Below are 14,554 nucleotides of genomic sequence, written 5' to 3' on the forward strand. Positions count from 1 at the left end.
CATGCCTCCGCACCCCTCCTCACGCGTTCAGAAGGCCCGTGAAGAACTGGCTGGCCGTCTGCGCGAGATCCGGAAGGACGCGGGACTCAGCGGGCGGGAGCTGGCCGTCAGGTGCGGCTGGTCGGAGTCGAAGTCATCCCGGATCGAGAACGCCAAGACTCCTCCCTCCGACGCGGATATCAAAGCCTGGTGCCGTGCCTGCGCCGCCGATGACCAAGCCCTCGACCTGATCGCCGCCAACAGGCAGTCCGCAGATGCCCATGTGCAGTGGAGACGACTTCAGCGAAGCGGTCTCCGCCACTTGCAGGAGTCCGCAGGAGATCTGTACCGACAGACGAAGATATTCAGGGTGTACGTCTCCGATGTCATCCCCGGCTTCCTCCAGACGCCGGGTTACGCCGCTGCCCTGCTCTCTTGCATCGCACGCTTCCGGGGGACTCCAGACGACGTGAGCGATGCCGTGATGGCCCGTTTGAGGCGTAACGAGGTGCTGAGCAATGCCGCACGCCGGTTCTCGTTCGTGCTGGAGGAGTCAGTGTTGCGCTATCGGCTGTGCAGTGCGGAGACCATGGCGGCACAGCTTGGCCACCTGCTCGGGGCCATGGATCTCCAGAACGTAGCCGTAGGAGTCATCCCGTTCTCGGCGCAACGGAGCGTGTGGCCCATGCCGACGTTCACGATCTTCGACAGCAGCAGGGTGCACGCGGACACCCTGGACGCTGCCGCCACTCTCACGCAGCCCAGCCAGGTCGAGTTGTACGCCCGAGCCTTTGACCGGCTCTCACAGGTGGCCGCGAGGGGAGCAGCGGCACGATCCCTGATAGCGGATGCGGTGGCCTCCCTCAGGTGACGACCGATGCCGTGAAACGCCTCCCGCATTGACTATGCGGGAGGCGTTCTGTCGTTGTTGCGGCGCCTTACGCCTCGAAGCCGCGCATCCGGATACCGCTCACCACCCTGGCAAGGCTCGCCCGTGACAGAAGCAGCGCGGGCCCGGTCGGCCACTTGCTGTCCCGTACCGCGATCGTCTGCTCATCGACGATCCCGCACTCGACGCAGTCGGACTGCGTACCACTGGCCGACGACTTCCACCACGTCACGGGCAGGAGCGACGAGTCTTCAACGTGGGCCATCAGTGATCTTCCCTTATCTGTTCGATACATTCTGCGGACAGCTCGACCGACAGCGCAGCCGCGCGCAGCCGTTCGAACGCGTCCCGGTACACGCCGACCTGCCCGCCGTCCTCGACGTACAGAGCAGAGGTCAAGCTTTCGACGTGCACGACGTCGAGGTCTGCGTAGTCCTCGAATCCGAGGACCGAATACGACCCCATCTGCCCTACGTGAGGTGGGGAGTCGGAGGGGAGCACCTGAATCGTCACGTTCGGCCGCCGGCCCCGTTCGAGTAGGCGTCCGAGCTGATCGCGCATGACGCCGGTGCCGACGCATCGCGTGCGCAACGCGCTCTCGGCGATGATGGCCCACAGGTTGACCGGAGTCTCGCGGGTGAGTACGGCCTGCCGGGCGAGGCGGACCTCGACCAGGGCGTCGACCTTGGCCTCTACCGCTTCCGACATGCCGATCGACGTCATGAGCTCACGGGCGTACTCACCTGTTTGAAGCAGGCCCGGAATCACGCCGATCTGCCACGTACGGACCGAGGTTGCTTCGGCCTCCAGGCTGATCAGGTCCTCGTACGCCGGCGACAGAACACCCTTGTACGACTGCCACCAACCAGGTCGCGCGCCCTCGCGGGTGAGCGCAAGCAGAGCCGTCCGCAACTCACTGTCCTCAACGCCGTAGAGGTCGAGCAGGAACTCGACGTCCGGTGCTTTGGCCGCGCTCCGAGCCGTCTCCAGCCGTGAGAGCTTCGCCGTCGTGATCCCGCCGTTCGACTTCTCGGCGACCTCTTCGAGGGTGAGGCCGAGCACGTCACGCAGCGCGCGAAGCTTCGCCCCGAGTCTGCGCCGACGCACCGTTGGTGTGCTCACCAAGCCCCCTCTTGAGTCTGACTTCCCAATGACAGTTTGCCGCTTGCCCGCAGGCGGTGTCACCTGAGCATCGCCCCTTGTGTTCAGCCACTCTCATCGAAAGGTGCAAATTCTCATTTCACTCTTGAGAGGGTTGCACGGCTGGCTTGATCGAGAGCATCCTGGTGTGACGAAGCGTGATCGTGTCGACGTATTGCGTTACTAAGCGCCGCGCCAACTGGCGTCTGATGGTTAGGGAGTTTGCATGGAGCCGGACGCGTTTCCGACGAACTGCGATCCCCCCGCCGGGCCCCCGGCCCAGGCCGTCTATCCAGCGGGTCCCGAAGCTCCGGGACAGGCCCGCACGTATGTGCGTGAAGTGCTGACGTGTGGTGAATCACCGGTTGCCACTGACTGCGTGGACACCGTGGTACTCGTGACGAACGCCTACCGCTACGGCGCCGAGCCGGGCGACTCGATCCTTGTCGTGGTCAGTACGACGTCCGATCGTGTACGAGTCGAGGTGCACGACCCAAGGCGACGCCGCCCCCGGCTCCGTGAGGCAACGGGTGAAAGCATCCGAGGACGCGGCCTGCACATCGTCGGTGTCCTCGCGGAGCGGTGGGGTGTGGACGACAGGCCGTTCGGCAAGAAGGTATGGGCCGAGGTGACCAGGTGACCGATGCTGGTCCCACGATCCGGGCCGTACCCGGCCTCGACTTCATCGCCGGGTGCATCGTGTCGACGTGGCTCGACACGGCCGCCTTTCTGATGATCGGCCACCCTCCGCCGCGATGTCCTGGCGAGACGGCCGAATCGATCGAGGTCGGTTTGATAGGCATGGTCGACGCCATGGGGCTGCGCTCTGCCCCCGAGACCGTATCGACCGTCGGGCCCCGAATCGTGATGCGGGGTGCGTACGTCGTCCTAGACTACGGGCACCCGAAACCCTTCGTGCAGGTGCCCGATCCCGGTGACGCGTGGCGGTCACACGTCAATCGTGGTTACCCGGCCCTGCTCATCGTCGCTCTCGACCCGATCCCACCGGGCGCCGGCCCCGACGCCCTCGCGCATTACCCCGACCGCGTCGTCTCCAGGTGACGGGCCTACGCGGGCGCAACAACTCTCCGGAACTGGTGATGTCCCAGGAGCGGCAGGAGGAGGCCGACGAACGGCCTCTGCTGCGCCGGTCAAGTGGTCGTGCCCCGTCTGCATGGAGTGTCTGGGCACACGATCTCTTCTTGCCGCGGTGGCGTGCCCGTCTGGTGTAGGTGATGGCCGCGGCGCTGATCACCAGTCCCACGACGAACCCTCATCGTCCGTCCTGCAAGCCTGACGCCCCGTGGCAACGGCTGGCTGACACTGCGGAGGAGACGAACCGGAGTCCACCCTCGTCTGTGCACCGGTCCTCCCCCCGGGGCCCGTTGTCATTGGAGCCCCGCAATTCGCCGGTCCCTCCGTGATCGTCCCGCTGCGGGACCCGCGCGGACAGGGGCCGTATCCTCCGGGGATGTCCACTCGAATACGGCGGGTGGGGGTTCGGTGGACGTCGACGCTCGGGCGCTCGCCGGGGTTGTTGTGTTGCGCCGCTCCGGTCACGAGGGTCGGTCGCGGGCGCCTGGTGCGTGGTTGGCTGGGGCAGGTGAAGGCGGTCTGACTGTCGCGTCGTGACCCTGTGGCGTCGGAGACGGCCCCGGCCCCCGCGAGCGGGATGCCAGAGCCGTCGACTTCCTCGGGCGGCGTCTACTTCACCGCCCCCGCCATCACCCCCGACACGAACTGCCGCTGGAAGGCGAAGAACACGGCCAGCGGGATGACCATGGAGATGAACGCGCCGGGCGCCAGGACGTCGATGTTGTTGCCGAACTGCCGTACCTGGGTCTGGAGTGCGACCGTGATCGGCTGGGTGCCGGACTTGGTGAAGACCAGGGCGACCAGCATGTCGTTCCACACCCACAGGAACTGGAAGATGCCGAGGCTCGCGATGGCCGGGCCGCCCAGCGGCATCACCACGCGGGCGAACAGGCGCAGCTCGCCGGCGCCGTCCAGGCGGGCCGCCTCCAGGAGTTCGCGGGGGATCTCCGCGAAGAAGTTCCGCAGCAGGAACACCGCGAACGGCAGTCCGAAGCCGGTGTGGAACAGGACCACGCCGAGGATCGTCCCGAACAGGCCGATCTTGCCGAAGAGTTCGGCGATCGGGATCAGCGCCACCTGCACCGGCACCACCAGCAGGCTGACCACGCCGATGAACCACCAGTCCCGGCCCGGAAACTCCATCCAGGCGAACGCGTAGCCGGCGAGCGAGCCGATGACGACGACGAGGACGGTCGCCGGGACCGTGATCAGGAGCGAGTTCAGCAGGGAGTGGGTGATGTCCCCGTTCTCCAGCAGCTTCCGGTAGCTGTCGAAGGTCAGCTGGGACGGCTTGGTGAACACCGTCCACCAGCCGCTCGCGCTCATGTCGTCGGGGGAGCGCAGCGAGGAGATCAGCAGGCCGATGGTCGGCACCAGCCAGAACAGGCCGACCAGGACGAGGAAGACGCGGACCAGGGTGCCGCCCAGCTTCTCCGTGATCCGGGCGCCGAGCGGCGTCCGGGCCGCGGGGGCGGGCGGGGTCGTGCGCGTATCGGTGGCGAGCGCCGTCATCGCCGTACCTCCCGCCGGAGCCGTCGGACGTTGAACAGCATCACCGGGATCACCAGCACCAGCAGGAACACCGCGATCGCGCTGGCGACACCCGGCTGGCCCTCCGCGAAGCCCCGGCGGTACAGCTCCAGGGCGAGCACGTTCGCGTCGTCCTGGGAGGAGCCGGGGGCGATGATGTACACGAGGTCGAACACCTTCAGCACATTGATCATCAGGGTGACGGCGACGACCGCGAGGACCGGCGCGAGCAGCGGCACGGTGACCTTGCGGAACACCTGCCACTCGGTGGCGCCGTCCACCCGCGCCGCCTCCAGCAACTCCCTTGGCACGCCCGCGAGTCCGGCCGCGATCAGCACCATCGCGAAGCCCGCCCACATCCACACGTACGCCCCGATGATCGCCGGGGTGACCAGCGCCGGGCCGAGCCACTCCACGCCGTTGTACGGCTCCTTGAAGTTGCTCGCGGGCAGCCGCAGCCGGGCTCCGTCGGCCGCCGCGGGCAGCGTGAACGTGCCGTCCGCCGCCGCCTTCGTGGACGTCACCACCTTGCCGCCCTTCACCGCCTCGATCCGCATCCCCGGATAGCCCAGCTCGGACGGGTCGGGTGCGCCGAGCCGGCCCACCCCCTTGCCGCGGGTGAAGTCCTGCCAGGTGGTGCCGGTGACCTTGCCGGGCTCCGCTCGCGCGGCCGTCGCCCGCTTCGCGTCGCCGGGCATCTCGTCCGGGGCGACCCCGACGAGCGGCAGGGTGACCGGCTGCCCGGCGTGCACCGCGGCCCTGGTGACGAAGCCGCCGCCCTGCGGGACGAGCGGCGACTCACGCCCCGGATGCGCCTTCGGGAACGCCGAGGACCGCGCGAAGGTGTCGTGCACCGACACCCACGCCGCGTTGGCGACGCCCTTGTCCGGGTCCTGGTCGTACACCAGCCGGAAGATGATCCCGGCCGCCAGCATCGAGATCGCCATCGGCATGAAGACGACCAGCTTGAAAGCCGTTCCCCAGCGCACCCGTTCGGTCAGCACCGCGAAGATCAGCCCGAGCGCGGTGGAGACGGCGGGCGCGAACACCACCCAGATGACGTTGTTCTTCAGAGCGGTGAGGATGCCGTCGTCCGTGAAGACCGTCTTGTAGTTGTCGAATCCGGCGAACCCGTGCCCGGAGTCGGTGCCGAAGCTGCGGACGACCGAGTACCCGATCGGGTAGACCACGAGCGCGCCCAGCAGTACCAGGGCGGGCAGCAGGAACAGCACTGCCACGGCCCTGCGGGTGCCGGTCACGCTCTTGCGCGAGGGGGGCGCGGCGGGACCCGGTGGGGCCCCGGCCGCCGCTGCCGACGCCATCGCCGGCTCAGCTCCCGCTTCCGTACGCGGCCGCCGCGTCCTTCTCCAACGCGGCCTGGGCGCCCGCGACATCGCCCGGATTCCTCAGGAAGTCCTGGAGATCCTTCCACTCGCCCTTGCCGGGGGTGCCGCCGAAGGCCTGCGGGGCCTGGTCGGACATGTCGAAGCGGAAGTCGTCACCGGACGCGATCAGCGACTTCGCGATCCGCTGCTGGACGCTGTTCGGGTACGCCGAGACCGGCACGTTCTTGTTCGGCGAGAGATAGCCGCCCAGCTTCGCCTGGATGGTGGCCGCGTCCGGGGAGGCGAGGAAGGTCATCAGGGCCTGCGCCGCCTTGGAGTCCTTCAGGACGACCGCCGCGTCACCGCCGGAGACCACGGGCGCGCTGGCGCCGACGGCCGGGAACGGGAACACCTTGGCGTCCGTGCCCACCTTCGCCTTGGTCTCACCGATGTTGACCTGCACGAAGTCGCCCTCGTAGATCATCGCGGCCTTCGGCTGGTCGCCGCCGGTGAAGGTCTGGGTGACCGAGTTCGGGAACTCGGTCTGGAGCGCGCCGTCCTGCCCGCCCGCCAGGTAGTCCTTCTTGCCCCAGATCTGCGCCAGTGTCTGGAGCGCCTGCTTCACCGAGGGATCGGTCCACTTGATCTTGTGCTGGGCGAGCTGGTCGTACTTCTCCGGGCCCGCCTGCGACAGATAGACGTTCTCGAACCAGTCCGTCAGCGGCCAGCCGTCCGCGCCCGGCACCGAGAAGGGCGTGACCCCGGAGTCGTAGACGGCCTGCGCGGTCGTCAGCAGGTCCTTCCACGTCTTGGGCTCCTTGGCCCCCGCGTTCTCGAAGACCTTGGCGTTGTACCAGATGAGCGACTTGTTGGCGGCCTTGTAGTAGACGCCGTACTGCTTGCCGTTCACCTTCCCGATGTCCTGCCAGCCCTGCGAGTAGTTCTTTTGGACCTCCTTGAGCGCGTCCGGTCCGACCGGCTTGGCCCAGCCCTTGTCCACGGCCTGCTTGATGGCGCCGGGCTGCGGCAGCAGCGCGATGTCCGGCGGCTGTCCGCCCGCGATCTTCGATCCGAGGAAGTTGATGATCGGGTCCTGCGCGGGCACGAAGGTGACCTTCGCGCCGGTGCGCTTCTCGAACTCCGCCAGGACCTTCTTGAAGTTCGTCTGCTCCTGCCCGGTCCACACGGCCGCGATCTCCAGGTGCGCGCCGTCCAGCCGGGGCAGGGCGACCGAACCGCCGGCGGCGGGCGAACTCCCGCCGCCCTTCTTGCCGTCGCCGCCCCCGCCGGAGCACGCGCCGAGCACAAGGGTCCCCGCGAGCAACGCGGCGACCGCGCCGGCGGCCCTGCCGGTCCGGATGGTGCTGCTCTTGCTGCGCATCACTTCCCCGTTCGTCGTTCTGCGTCCTGCCGTGAACGTCCGTGCGCGTGAACGCCGGAACACTGTTCGTGCGCTCCGGTGTACGCGGGCCGCCGGGGCGGGGCAAGAGCGCCTGCGTCCGGGAAGGGGCGATCGTGACCGGGTCGTGATCATCGGCGTATGCGCCCGGACACGGGGGGAGTTGACTCCGCGGCCTCTACAGCAGCGAGGGCACCCGTGCCGCCGCGACCTGCCGGGCGGCACGCTCCACGGCGCTCGCCAGCAGCGCCAGGTCGGTGGGGCCGTTGCCGAGTTCGCGCACCGGGCGGCGGGCCGGGGGGTCGCCCATGCGCTGCCAGTCCAGCGGGACGACCGTGGGGCGCTGGGTCGCGGTACGGGGGATGCGGCCGGTGACCCGGCCGGCCTGGAACGCCACCGAGGGTGCGCCCGGACGGGCCAACTCGCCCCGCCCCGGCGCCGGTTCCTCCGGGCCCTGCCGAGGGGCCGCGAGCCTGATGCGGAGACTCGCCCGGCGGGCCGGTTCGCTGTCCGCGGTACGGCCGTCCGTGCCGGCCGCCGCCACCAGGTGCACGCCGAGCCGCTCGCCCTCGCGGGCCACCGCCTCCAGGGCCCGCATGACCGAACCCGCGGCGGGCCGGCCCGGAGCGCCGAGCGCGGGCGAGACCAGCGCGTCCAGGTCGTCGACGACCACCACCAGCCGGGGCAGCGGCGGTACCGCCTCGGCGCGTTGGCGTGCCGCGGCGCCGGGGCGCAGCCGCAGCGTCGAGCTGGGCGGCGCCTCGATGTCCCCGGTGCCCGGCGGGGTGCGCTGTGCGACGACCCGGCCCGGCTCCGCCCGCCCCGCGTGCCACTGCGCGAAGTCCGTCCGGCCCAGCAGCTCCGCGCGCCGCTTCAGCTCCGCGCTGAGCGACTGCGCGAACTCCCGCATGCGGACGGGGTCGTTGGCGAGCAGGTGGGTCGTCACATGGGGTATCTCCACGCAGACCCGCAGCCCCTCGTTGCGTCCGTTGCCGGTGCCCACGCCGTCCCGGCCGTCGATGAGCACCATGCCGAGCCGGTCCGGCCGTTCGGCCGCGGCCAGCGACGCCACCACGGCCCGCAGCAGCTCGGTACGGCCGCTGCCCGCCGGGCCCTCGATCAGCAGATGCGGTCCGTCGGCCACCAGGTCCGCGGTCACCGGGCCGTGCGGTCCGGCGCCGAGCACGGCACGGGCCCGGCCGCCCAGTGCCTCCGGGTCGTCGGCCGCGTCCGCCCAGCGGGCCATCAGCGAGGCCGGGGTGGCACGGGCCAGGCCCAGCTCGTCCAGCAGCCGCGCCGACTGCGGCAGCGGCGCCGCCACCCGCGTGTGCCCCGCGCCGGCCGGGCCGTCCGGCCGCAGCGGCGCCAGCGCCCGCGCGAACCGCTCCGCCCACGCCGGGGACACCGCGTCCACGGTGGCGGGCACACCGGGCGCCACCGGGCCGCCCGGCGCGATCCGCAGCAGCTGGAGGGTGCCCGCCACATCGCCGCTGAGCAGGGCCACGGCCCCGCAGTGCCGGAACGTGGGGGCCACGGTGCACGCCGTGTCGTACGTACGGGTCACGGGTGAGGCCGCCGAGGCGGCGGTGACCTCGGCCAGGCACAGGACGTGCACCCCGGCCCGCGGGCCCACGGCGGCCAGGCGGGCCAGGGCCTCCTGGAGTCCGGTCCCGCCGGGGTCGCCGTCGACCACGACCACCGTGTAGGGGCCGGGGAATCCGGTACCGCCGAGGTCGGCCTCCGCCCTGGCCCAGGAGGGACGGCGGGCACCGCGGGGCGGCGCGCCGAAGGCGGGGGAGAGCGTGCCGGGGGCCGGGGCGCCGAGGGGCCCGGCGGGGGCACCGGGCACGCTCGGGCCCGGCGGCCGGCGCTGGTCACCCGGCCCCTGCCTCCGGTCGCCCGGTCCGTGGCTCCGGTGGTCCGGCGCCGGGCTCGGGTGGCCGGGGCCCTGGCTCTCATGGCCGGGGCCCGGGCTCCGGTGGCCCGGTCCCTGGCTCTGGTGGGGGATCAGCGGGGGGTCGTACGGCGTCGCGTACGACCGCGACCCGGAGCCCCCGGTGTTCTGCGCCGGGATCGGGTGGGGACGGCGGCCGGTGAGGTCGTCCACCCGGCGCAGCAGTTCCTCCGTGCGGGCGGCGGCCTGTTCGCGGTCGTAGGCCAGCAGGAGGCGGCAGTCCTGCCCGTGGTTCGGACGGACGTGCGGCAGCCAGCCCAGCCAGGACCACTCGGCGGTGCGCTCCGCCACCGGACGGGAGGCGTCCGCGCTGATCAGCACGATCTCCAGCAGGTCGGGGGAGTGCAGCGCGGCGAGCTGGGCCAGCACCGCGCGGGCCAGCCCGGACAGCCGGGGCCGGGGCCCGGCGAGGCCCAGCGCGCCCGTCTCCCGCAGCGCGGCGGTCACCGGTACGGCGGGCAGCAGGCCCGAGCCGTCCGGCGTGCTCCGGTCGGCCGTACCGAGCCGTACGGTCAGCGCCTCCGGGTGGCCGGGCCCGCGCTCCCACAGCCGGGGGCCGGGGCCGAGCGCGGTGAGCAGCAGCGCGGCGGGGTCCGGCCAGGTGTCGGGCCGCTGCGGGACCCCTGCGTCCGGGGCGCCGGGCGGGGCCGTCTCGTCGTACGACCGCGCGCCCTCCGCCGGCTGCTCCGCGCGCCCGCCGGCCAGCCGCCGGGCCCAGGCACCGAGCCCCCGCCGCCGGACGCTCTGCGCTCCGCCGACCCCGGACCGGCCCGCGTGGGTGTCTCCGTCGCGCCCGGCGGGTCCCGCGTCCGCGGCGCCCCAGGAGGCGGAGCCGTAGGCGTGCCCGGTCCCTTCCGCGACGCCGGTTCCCGAGCCGGGGGGACCGGCCCAGGTCCCGCCCGGCGCCGACGGCGGCACAGGTGACGCGGGCGGTGCCGGCGAGGTCGGAGTTGCGGGCGCCGCGGGCGGGAGTCCGGCATCCGGCGCGTCCGCACCCGGCCCGACGCGCAGGCAGCCCTCCCCGTCCGCGACCACCGGCACCCGCGCCCGCGCCCGCGGCCCGCCGGGCGCGACCCGCAGCGCCGACTCCCCGATCCGCAGCAGGCCCCCGGCGGGCACCCCCACCGCCCGCTCGCCGATCCGCGTGCCGTCCAGCGTCGTACCGTTCGTGGAGCCCAGGTCCGCCACGGACACCCGGCCGTCCGCGCCCACCGTCACCGCGCAGTGCAGACGCGAGACGTCGGGATCGTCCAGCGGCACGTCCGCGTCCGCGGAGCGCCCGACCGTGATCCGGCCGCCGTGCAGCAGATGGACCCCGCCCGCGTCCGGCCCGGCCACCACATGCAGCTGCGTGGGCGCCTCGTCCAGCTCGGGATGCGGTTCGGCGGCGGCGGGCGCGCCCAGGGCCAGCACGGCGCCGTCGACCAGCGGCGGCTCCCCGAGCACGGCGCGGCGCGGGTCCAGCCGCTCGGCACCGGCGTACAGCACGACCGCCGCGCCCCCGGTGTCGCGGCCCGCGCCCTCCCCGGTGACCGCCCCGGCCAGCGCGGCGGCGACCGCGGCGAGGTCGGTGCCCGCGGGCGCCGTGACCAGCACGTCGCGGCTCGCGCCCCGCTGTGGGGGCGGGCCCAGCGGGTCTACGACGGTCAGCCGGATCTGCATCGGCGTCAGCGGTCCCTTCTGCGCGGGTCTGCGCGGGCGCGGACTACCCCCCACCCCACACGAGCACGTCGGCCAGTACGGGGAGCATCCTCGCACCTGCCACCGACACCGTGCCCGTCACCCGGTGCGAAGTGATCTTGATTGGTCGGCTCTGACCCCAAAAGTGCCTGACATGGACCACCCCGACGATCAGTTGAGATCGGTCACGTCCCCTCTTATGGCCCCCTTCAGTCGGCTTCCGTCGGCTGCCACCGGCGTCCGCGGCGGCGCACGGCGAGCGCGGGCAACCACGGGCGAAGGACACGCGTCTTTCCTTCGGACCTGCCCGCGAACGCTTACGTGGCGCCCCACCCGGCACCACTACAGTGGTCCGGAACACCGGGAATGCAGGCAAGCAGCATCAGCAAGCAGCAGGGAGCGCGTGACGTGCGGCCAGTCGGCAGCAAGTACCTGCTTGAGGAGCCGCTCGGACGCGGCGCCACAGGCACCGTCTGGCGTGCCCGCCAGCGCGAGACCGCGGGCGCGGAGGCGGCCGTCCCCGGCCAGCCGGGGGAAACGGTCGCGATCAAGGTCCTGAAGGAGGAGCTGGCGAGCGACCCGGACATCGTGATGCGCTTCCTGCGCGAGCGCTCCGTCCTGCTCCGGCTCACCCACCCGAACATCGTCCGGGTCCGCGACCTGGTCGTGGAGGGCGAGCTGCTGGCCCTGGTCATGGATCTGGTCGACGGCCCCGACCTGCACCGCTACCTGCGCGAGAACGGCCCCCTGACGCCGGTCGCCGCCGCCCTGCTGACCGCCCAGATCGCCGACGCGCTCGCCGCGAGCCACGCCGACGGCGTGGTCCACCGCGACCTCAAGCCCGCCAACGTGCTGCTGCGCCAGCAGGACGGCGAGATGCACCCGATGCTGACCGACTTCGGCATCGCCCGCCTCGCCGACTCTCCGGGCCTGACCCGCACCCAGGAGTTCGTCGGCACGCCCGCGTACGTCGCGCCCGAGTCCGCCGAGGGCCGCCCGCAGACCTCCGCCGTGGACGTCTACGGCGCCGGCATCCTGATGTACGAGCTGGTCACCGGCCGTCCGCCGTTCTCCGGCGCCACCTCCCTGGAGGTGCTGCACCAGCACCTCAGCGCCGAGGCGCGCCGGCCCTCCACCGTGCCGGACCCGCTGTGGACGGTGATCGAGCGCTGCCTGCGCAAGAACCCCCTGGAGCGGCCCAGCGCCGAGAACCTGGCGCGCGCCCTGCGGGTCGTCGCCGAGGGCGTCGGGGTGCACGCGAACTCCGCCCAGATCGCGGCGGCCGAGGGCGTCGGCGCGCTGCTCGCCCCCGACCCGGCCCCGGCCCCGGTGCCGGGCGAGCCGGGCATCGCCGGTGCGGCGGACCCCACGCAGGTGCTGCCCACGAACGCCCCGCAGGGGTCGTACGACCCGAACGGCGCCACCAGCGTCCTGCCGCCCACCGCGGGCCCCGCCGGCGCGGCCGACCCCACCGCCGTGCTGCCGCACACCGGCGCGGCCGACCCGACGGCCGTGCTGCCGAGCACCGGCGCCGCGGATCCGACGGCCGTGCTGCCGAACACCGGGCCGGGGGGTCCCGGACCCGAGCAGCCGCACCCCTGGCAGAACCAGCTGCGGGCCGCCCGTGACCGCAACGAGCAGACACAGATCCAGTACCTCTCCCCGGAGGACGACCCGCTGCACCACCGGCCCCAGCGGCAGGTGGCCCGCCCGCAGCAGCCGCGGCCGGCAGCGCAGCCGCGCCGGCAGCAGCCGCAGCAGCGCGGTCGGCAGCAGGGGCAGCCGGGGTACCAGCAGGGCGGCTACGGCTACGCACCCCAGCAGCCTCAGCAGCACCAGCCGCAACACCGGCCCCAGCAGTACGCGCCGCCCCAGCAGCCGCAGCGGCCCGCGCGTGAGCCCAGGGCGCCGCGGCAGCGCAGCGCCAACCCGATGAAGATCCCCGGACTCGGCTGCCTGAAGGGCTGCCTGTTCACGATCGTCATCCTGGTGGTGGCGAGCTGGCTGATCTGGGAGCTGACGCCGCTGCACACCTGGGTCGGACAGGGCCGGGGCTACTGGCACGAGCTGAGCCACTGGGCCGGCCAGGTGAGCCGCTGGGCCAAGGACCTGGGCAGCGGCAACTGACCCGCTGGATAGGGGATTTGTCGACATCTGACGGGTGATTTCCGTCTCCGCGGTGAAGGTTGGCTCGCCGGACGCGTAGTTTTAACGACAACACGCGTCTGTAGGAGCAGTCTTGGCACGGAAGATCGGCAGCCGGTACACCGCGAACCAGATCCTGGGGCGGGGCAGCGCCGGCACGGTGTGGCTGGGCGAGGGGCCCGAGGGCCCCGTCGCGATCAAGCTGCTGCGGGAGGACCTCGCCTCGGACCAGGAGCTGGTCGGGCGCTTCGTCCAGGAGCGCACGGCGCTGCTCGGGCTGGAGCACCCGCACATCGTCACCGTGCGCGATCTGGTGGTCGACGGCAATGACCTGGCCCTGGTGATGGACCTGGTGCGCGGCACCGATCTGCGCACCCGGCTGGAGCGGGAGCGCAGGCTCGCGCCCGAGGCCGCGGTGGCGATCGTCGCCGACGTCGCGGACGCGCTGGCCGCGGCGCACGCGGCGGGGGTCGTGCACCGGGACGTCAAGCCGGAGAACGTACTGCTCGACATGCAGGGCCCGCTCGGACCCGGTGGGGCGCATCCGGCGCTGCTGACCGACTTCGGGGTGGCCAAGCTGATCGACGCGCCCCGGCGGACGCGCGCCACGAAGATCATCGGCACGCCGGACTACCTGGCCCCCGAGATCGTGGAGGGGCTGCCGCCGCGGGCCTCCGTGGACATCTACGCGCTGGCCACGGTGCTGTACGAGCTGCTGGCGGGCTTCACGCCGTTCGGCGGCGGGCATCCGGGCGCGGTCCTGCGCCGTCATGTCACCGAGACCGTGGTCCCGCTCCCCGGCATCCCCGAGGAGCTGTGGCAGCTGATCGTGCAGTGCCTCGCCAAGGCGCCCGCGTCCCGGCTGCGGGCCTCGGAGCTGGCGGCGCGGCTGCGGGAGCAGTTGCCGATGCTGGCCGGGCTGCCGCCGCTGGACGTGGACGAGCCGGATCTCTCGGAGGAGAGCGCCGAGGAGGAGCCGGCGGCCCCCGTGGCACCCGCGGCCTCCGTGCAGGGTGCGCCGGTACGACGACGGGGCGCGGTCTCCCTCGTGCAGGGCGCCCGGCCCGACTCCAACCGCGACACGCACACCTCGATGCGGGTCCCGGCACCGGACGAGCTGGCCGGCGGCGCGCACGGGACGGCACGCGCACCCCGGCCCACGGGCGCGCCCCGGCCGGGCTCGGCGAAACACCGTGCCGCGGTGCGGCGCCGTCGGATCACGGTGGGGGTGGCGGGGGTGGCCGTGGCGGCACTGGTGTCGGTCGGCGCGTGGTGGGCGACGTCGGACACCCCGCCGGACTCCCCCCACCCGGCATCGACCTCCTCCACCCCCTGACCCCCCTCCTTTCCCACCGCCCACCCGCCTCGGCCGGCTGGAAGGCCCGCCTGCCCGCCCGCCTGAGCCGGCTGGAAGGCCC

11 protein-coding genes are annotated in these 14,554 nt (G+C 72.5%); 5 read left to right on the forward strand and 6 right to left on the reverse strand.

What is annotated here, in order from left to right:
* Position 1 precedes the first annotated feature (1 nt).
* Positions 2–850 carry a helix-turn-helix domain-containing protein gene (locus ACE4Q9_RS20585; RefSeq protein ID WP_397985694.1) on the forward strand — a complete coding sequence of 283 codons (849 nt, stop codon included), beginning with the start codon at positions 2–4 and terminating at the stop codon, positions 848–850.
* Between the two features lie 67 nt (positions 851–917).
* Here ACE4Q9_RS20585 and ACE4Q9_RS20590 read toward each other — a convergent pair whose 3' ends face one another.
* Positions 918–1,133: a DUF397 domain-containing protein gene (locus tag ACE4Q9_RS20590; RefSeq protein WP_397985695.1), complete on the reverse strand. Its 216-nt coding sequence runs from the start codon at positions 1,131–1,133 to the stop codon at positions 918–920.
* Positions 1,133–1,990 carry a helix-turn-helix domain-containing protein gene (locus tag ACE4Q9_RS20595; protein WP_397985696.1) on the reverse strand — a complete coding sequence of 286 codons (858 nt, stop codon included), beginning with the start codon at positions 1,988–1,990 and terminating at the stop codon, positions 1,133–1,135. Before ACE4Q9_RS20595 ends, ACE4Q9_RS20590 begins: the two co-directional genes overlap by 1 nt.
* A 244-nt stretch (positions 1,991–2,234) precedes the next feature.
* Here ACE4Q9_RS20595 and ACE4Q9_RS20600 point away from each other — a divergent pair, with 244 nt between their 5' ends.
* Positions 2,235–2,648 carry an ATP-binding protein gene (locus tag ACE4Q9_RS20600; protein ID WP_397985697.1) on the forward strand — a complete coding sequence of 138 codons (414 nt, stop codon included), beginning with the start codon at positions 2,235–2,237 and terminating at the stop codon, positions 2,646–2,648.
* A complete protein-coding gene (locus ACE4Q9_RS20605) occupies positions 2,645–3,070 on the forward strand; it encodes a hypothetical protein (RefSeq protein WP_397985698.1) in 426 nt (141 codons plus the stop codon). The genes ACE4Q9_RS20600 and ACE4Q9_RS20605 overlap by 4 nt, the downstream gene beginning before the upstream one ends.
* A 642-nt stretch (positions 3,071–3,712) precedes the next feature.
* On the opposite strand, the gene ACE4Q9_RS20610 is transcribed toward ACE4Q9_RS20605, so the two are convergent.
* The 4 genes from ACE4Q9_RS20610 to ACE4Q9_RS20625 form a co-directional block, all read right to left on the reverse strand.
* Entirely contained in the window at positions 3,713–4,615 is a 903-nt protein-coding gene (locus ACE4Q9_RS20610; protein ID WP_397985699.1) for a carbohydrate ABC transporter permease, read from the reverse strand.
* Positions 4,612–5,955, reverse strand: a complete 1,344-nt coding sequence (locus ACE4Q9_RS20615; protein WP_397985700.1) for a carbohydrate ABC transporter permease — start codon at positions 5,953–5,955, stop codon at positions 4,612–4,614. The genes ACE4Q9_RS20610 and ACE4Q9_RS20615 overlap by 4 nt, the downstream gene beginning before the upstream one ends.
* 7 nt (positions 5,956–5,962) lie before the next feature.
* Positions 5,963–7,339, reverse strand: a complete 1,377-nt coding sequence (locus ACE4Q9_RS20620; RefSeq protein ID WP_397985701.1) for an ABC transporter substrate-binding protein — start codon at positions 7,337–7,339, stop codon at positions 5,963–5,965.
* A 196-nt stretch (positions 7,340–7,535) separates the two neighbouring features.
* Positions 7,536–10,973: an FtsK/SpoIIIE domain-containing protein gene (locus ACE4Q9_RS20625; protein WP_397985702.1), complete on the reverse strand. Its 3,438-nt coding sequence runs from the start codon at positions 10,971–10,973 to the stop codon at positions 7,536–7,538.
* Positions 10,974–11,399: 426 nt separating this feature from the next.
* Between ACE4Q9_RS20625 and ACE4Q9_RS20630 the strand changes: the two genes are divergently transcribed.
* Positions 11,400–13,118 carry a serine/threonine-protein kinase gene (locus tag ACE4Q9_RS20630; protein ID WP_397985703.1) on the forward strand — a complete coding sequence of 573 codons (1,719 nt, stop codon included), beginning with the start codon at positions 11,400–11,402 and terminating at the stop codon, positions 13,116–13,118.
* Between the two features lie 112 nt (positions 13,119–13,230).
* Positions 13,231–14,472: a serine/threonine-protein kinase gene (locus tag ACE4Q9_RS20635; protein WP_397985704.1), complete on the forward strand. Its 1,242-nt coding sequence runs from the start codon at positions 13,231–13,233 to the stop codon at positions 14,470–14,472.
* Positions 14,473–14,554 lie beyond the last annotated feature (82 nt).

Source organism: Streptomyces sp. AM6-12 (assembly GCF_044327085.1).
In the GTDB taxonomy this organism is placed as follows: Bacteria; Actinomycetota; Actinomycetes; order Streptomycetales; family Streptomycetaceae; genus Streptomyces.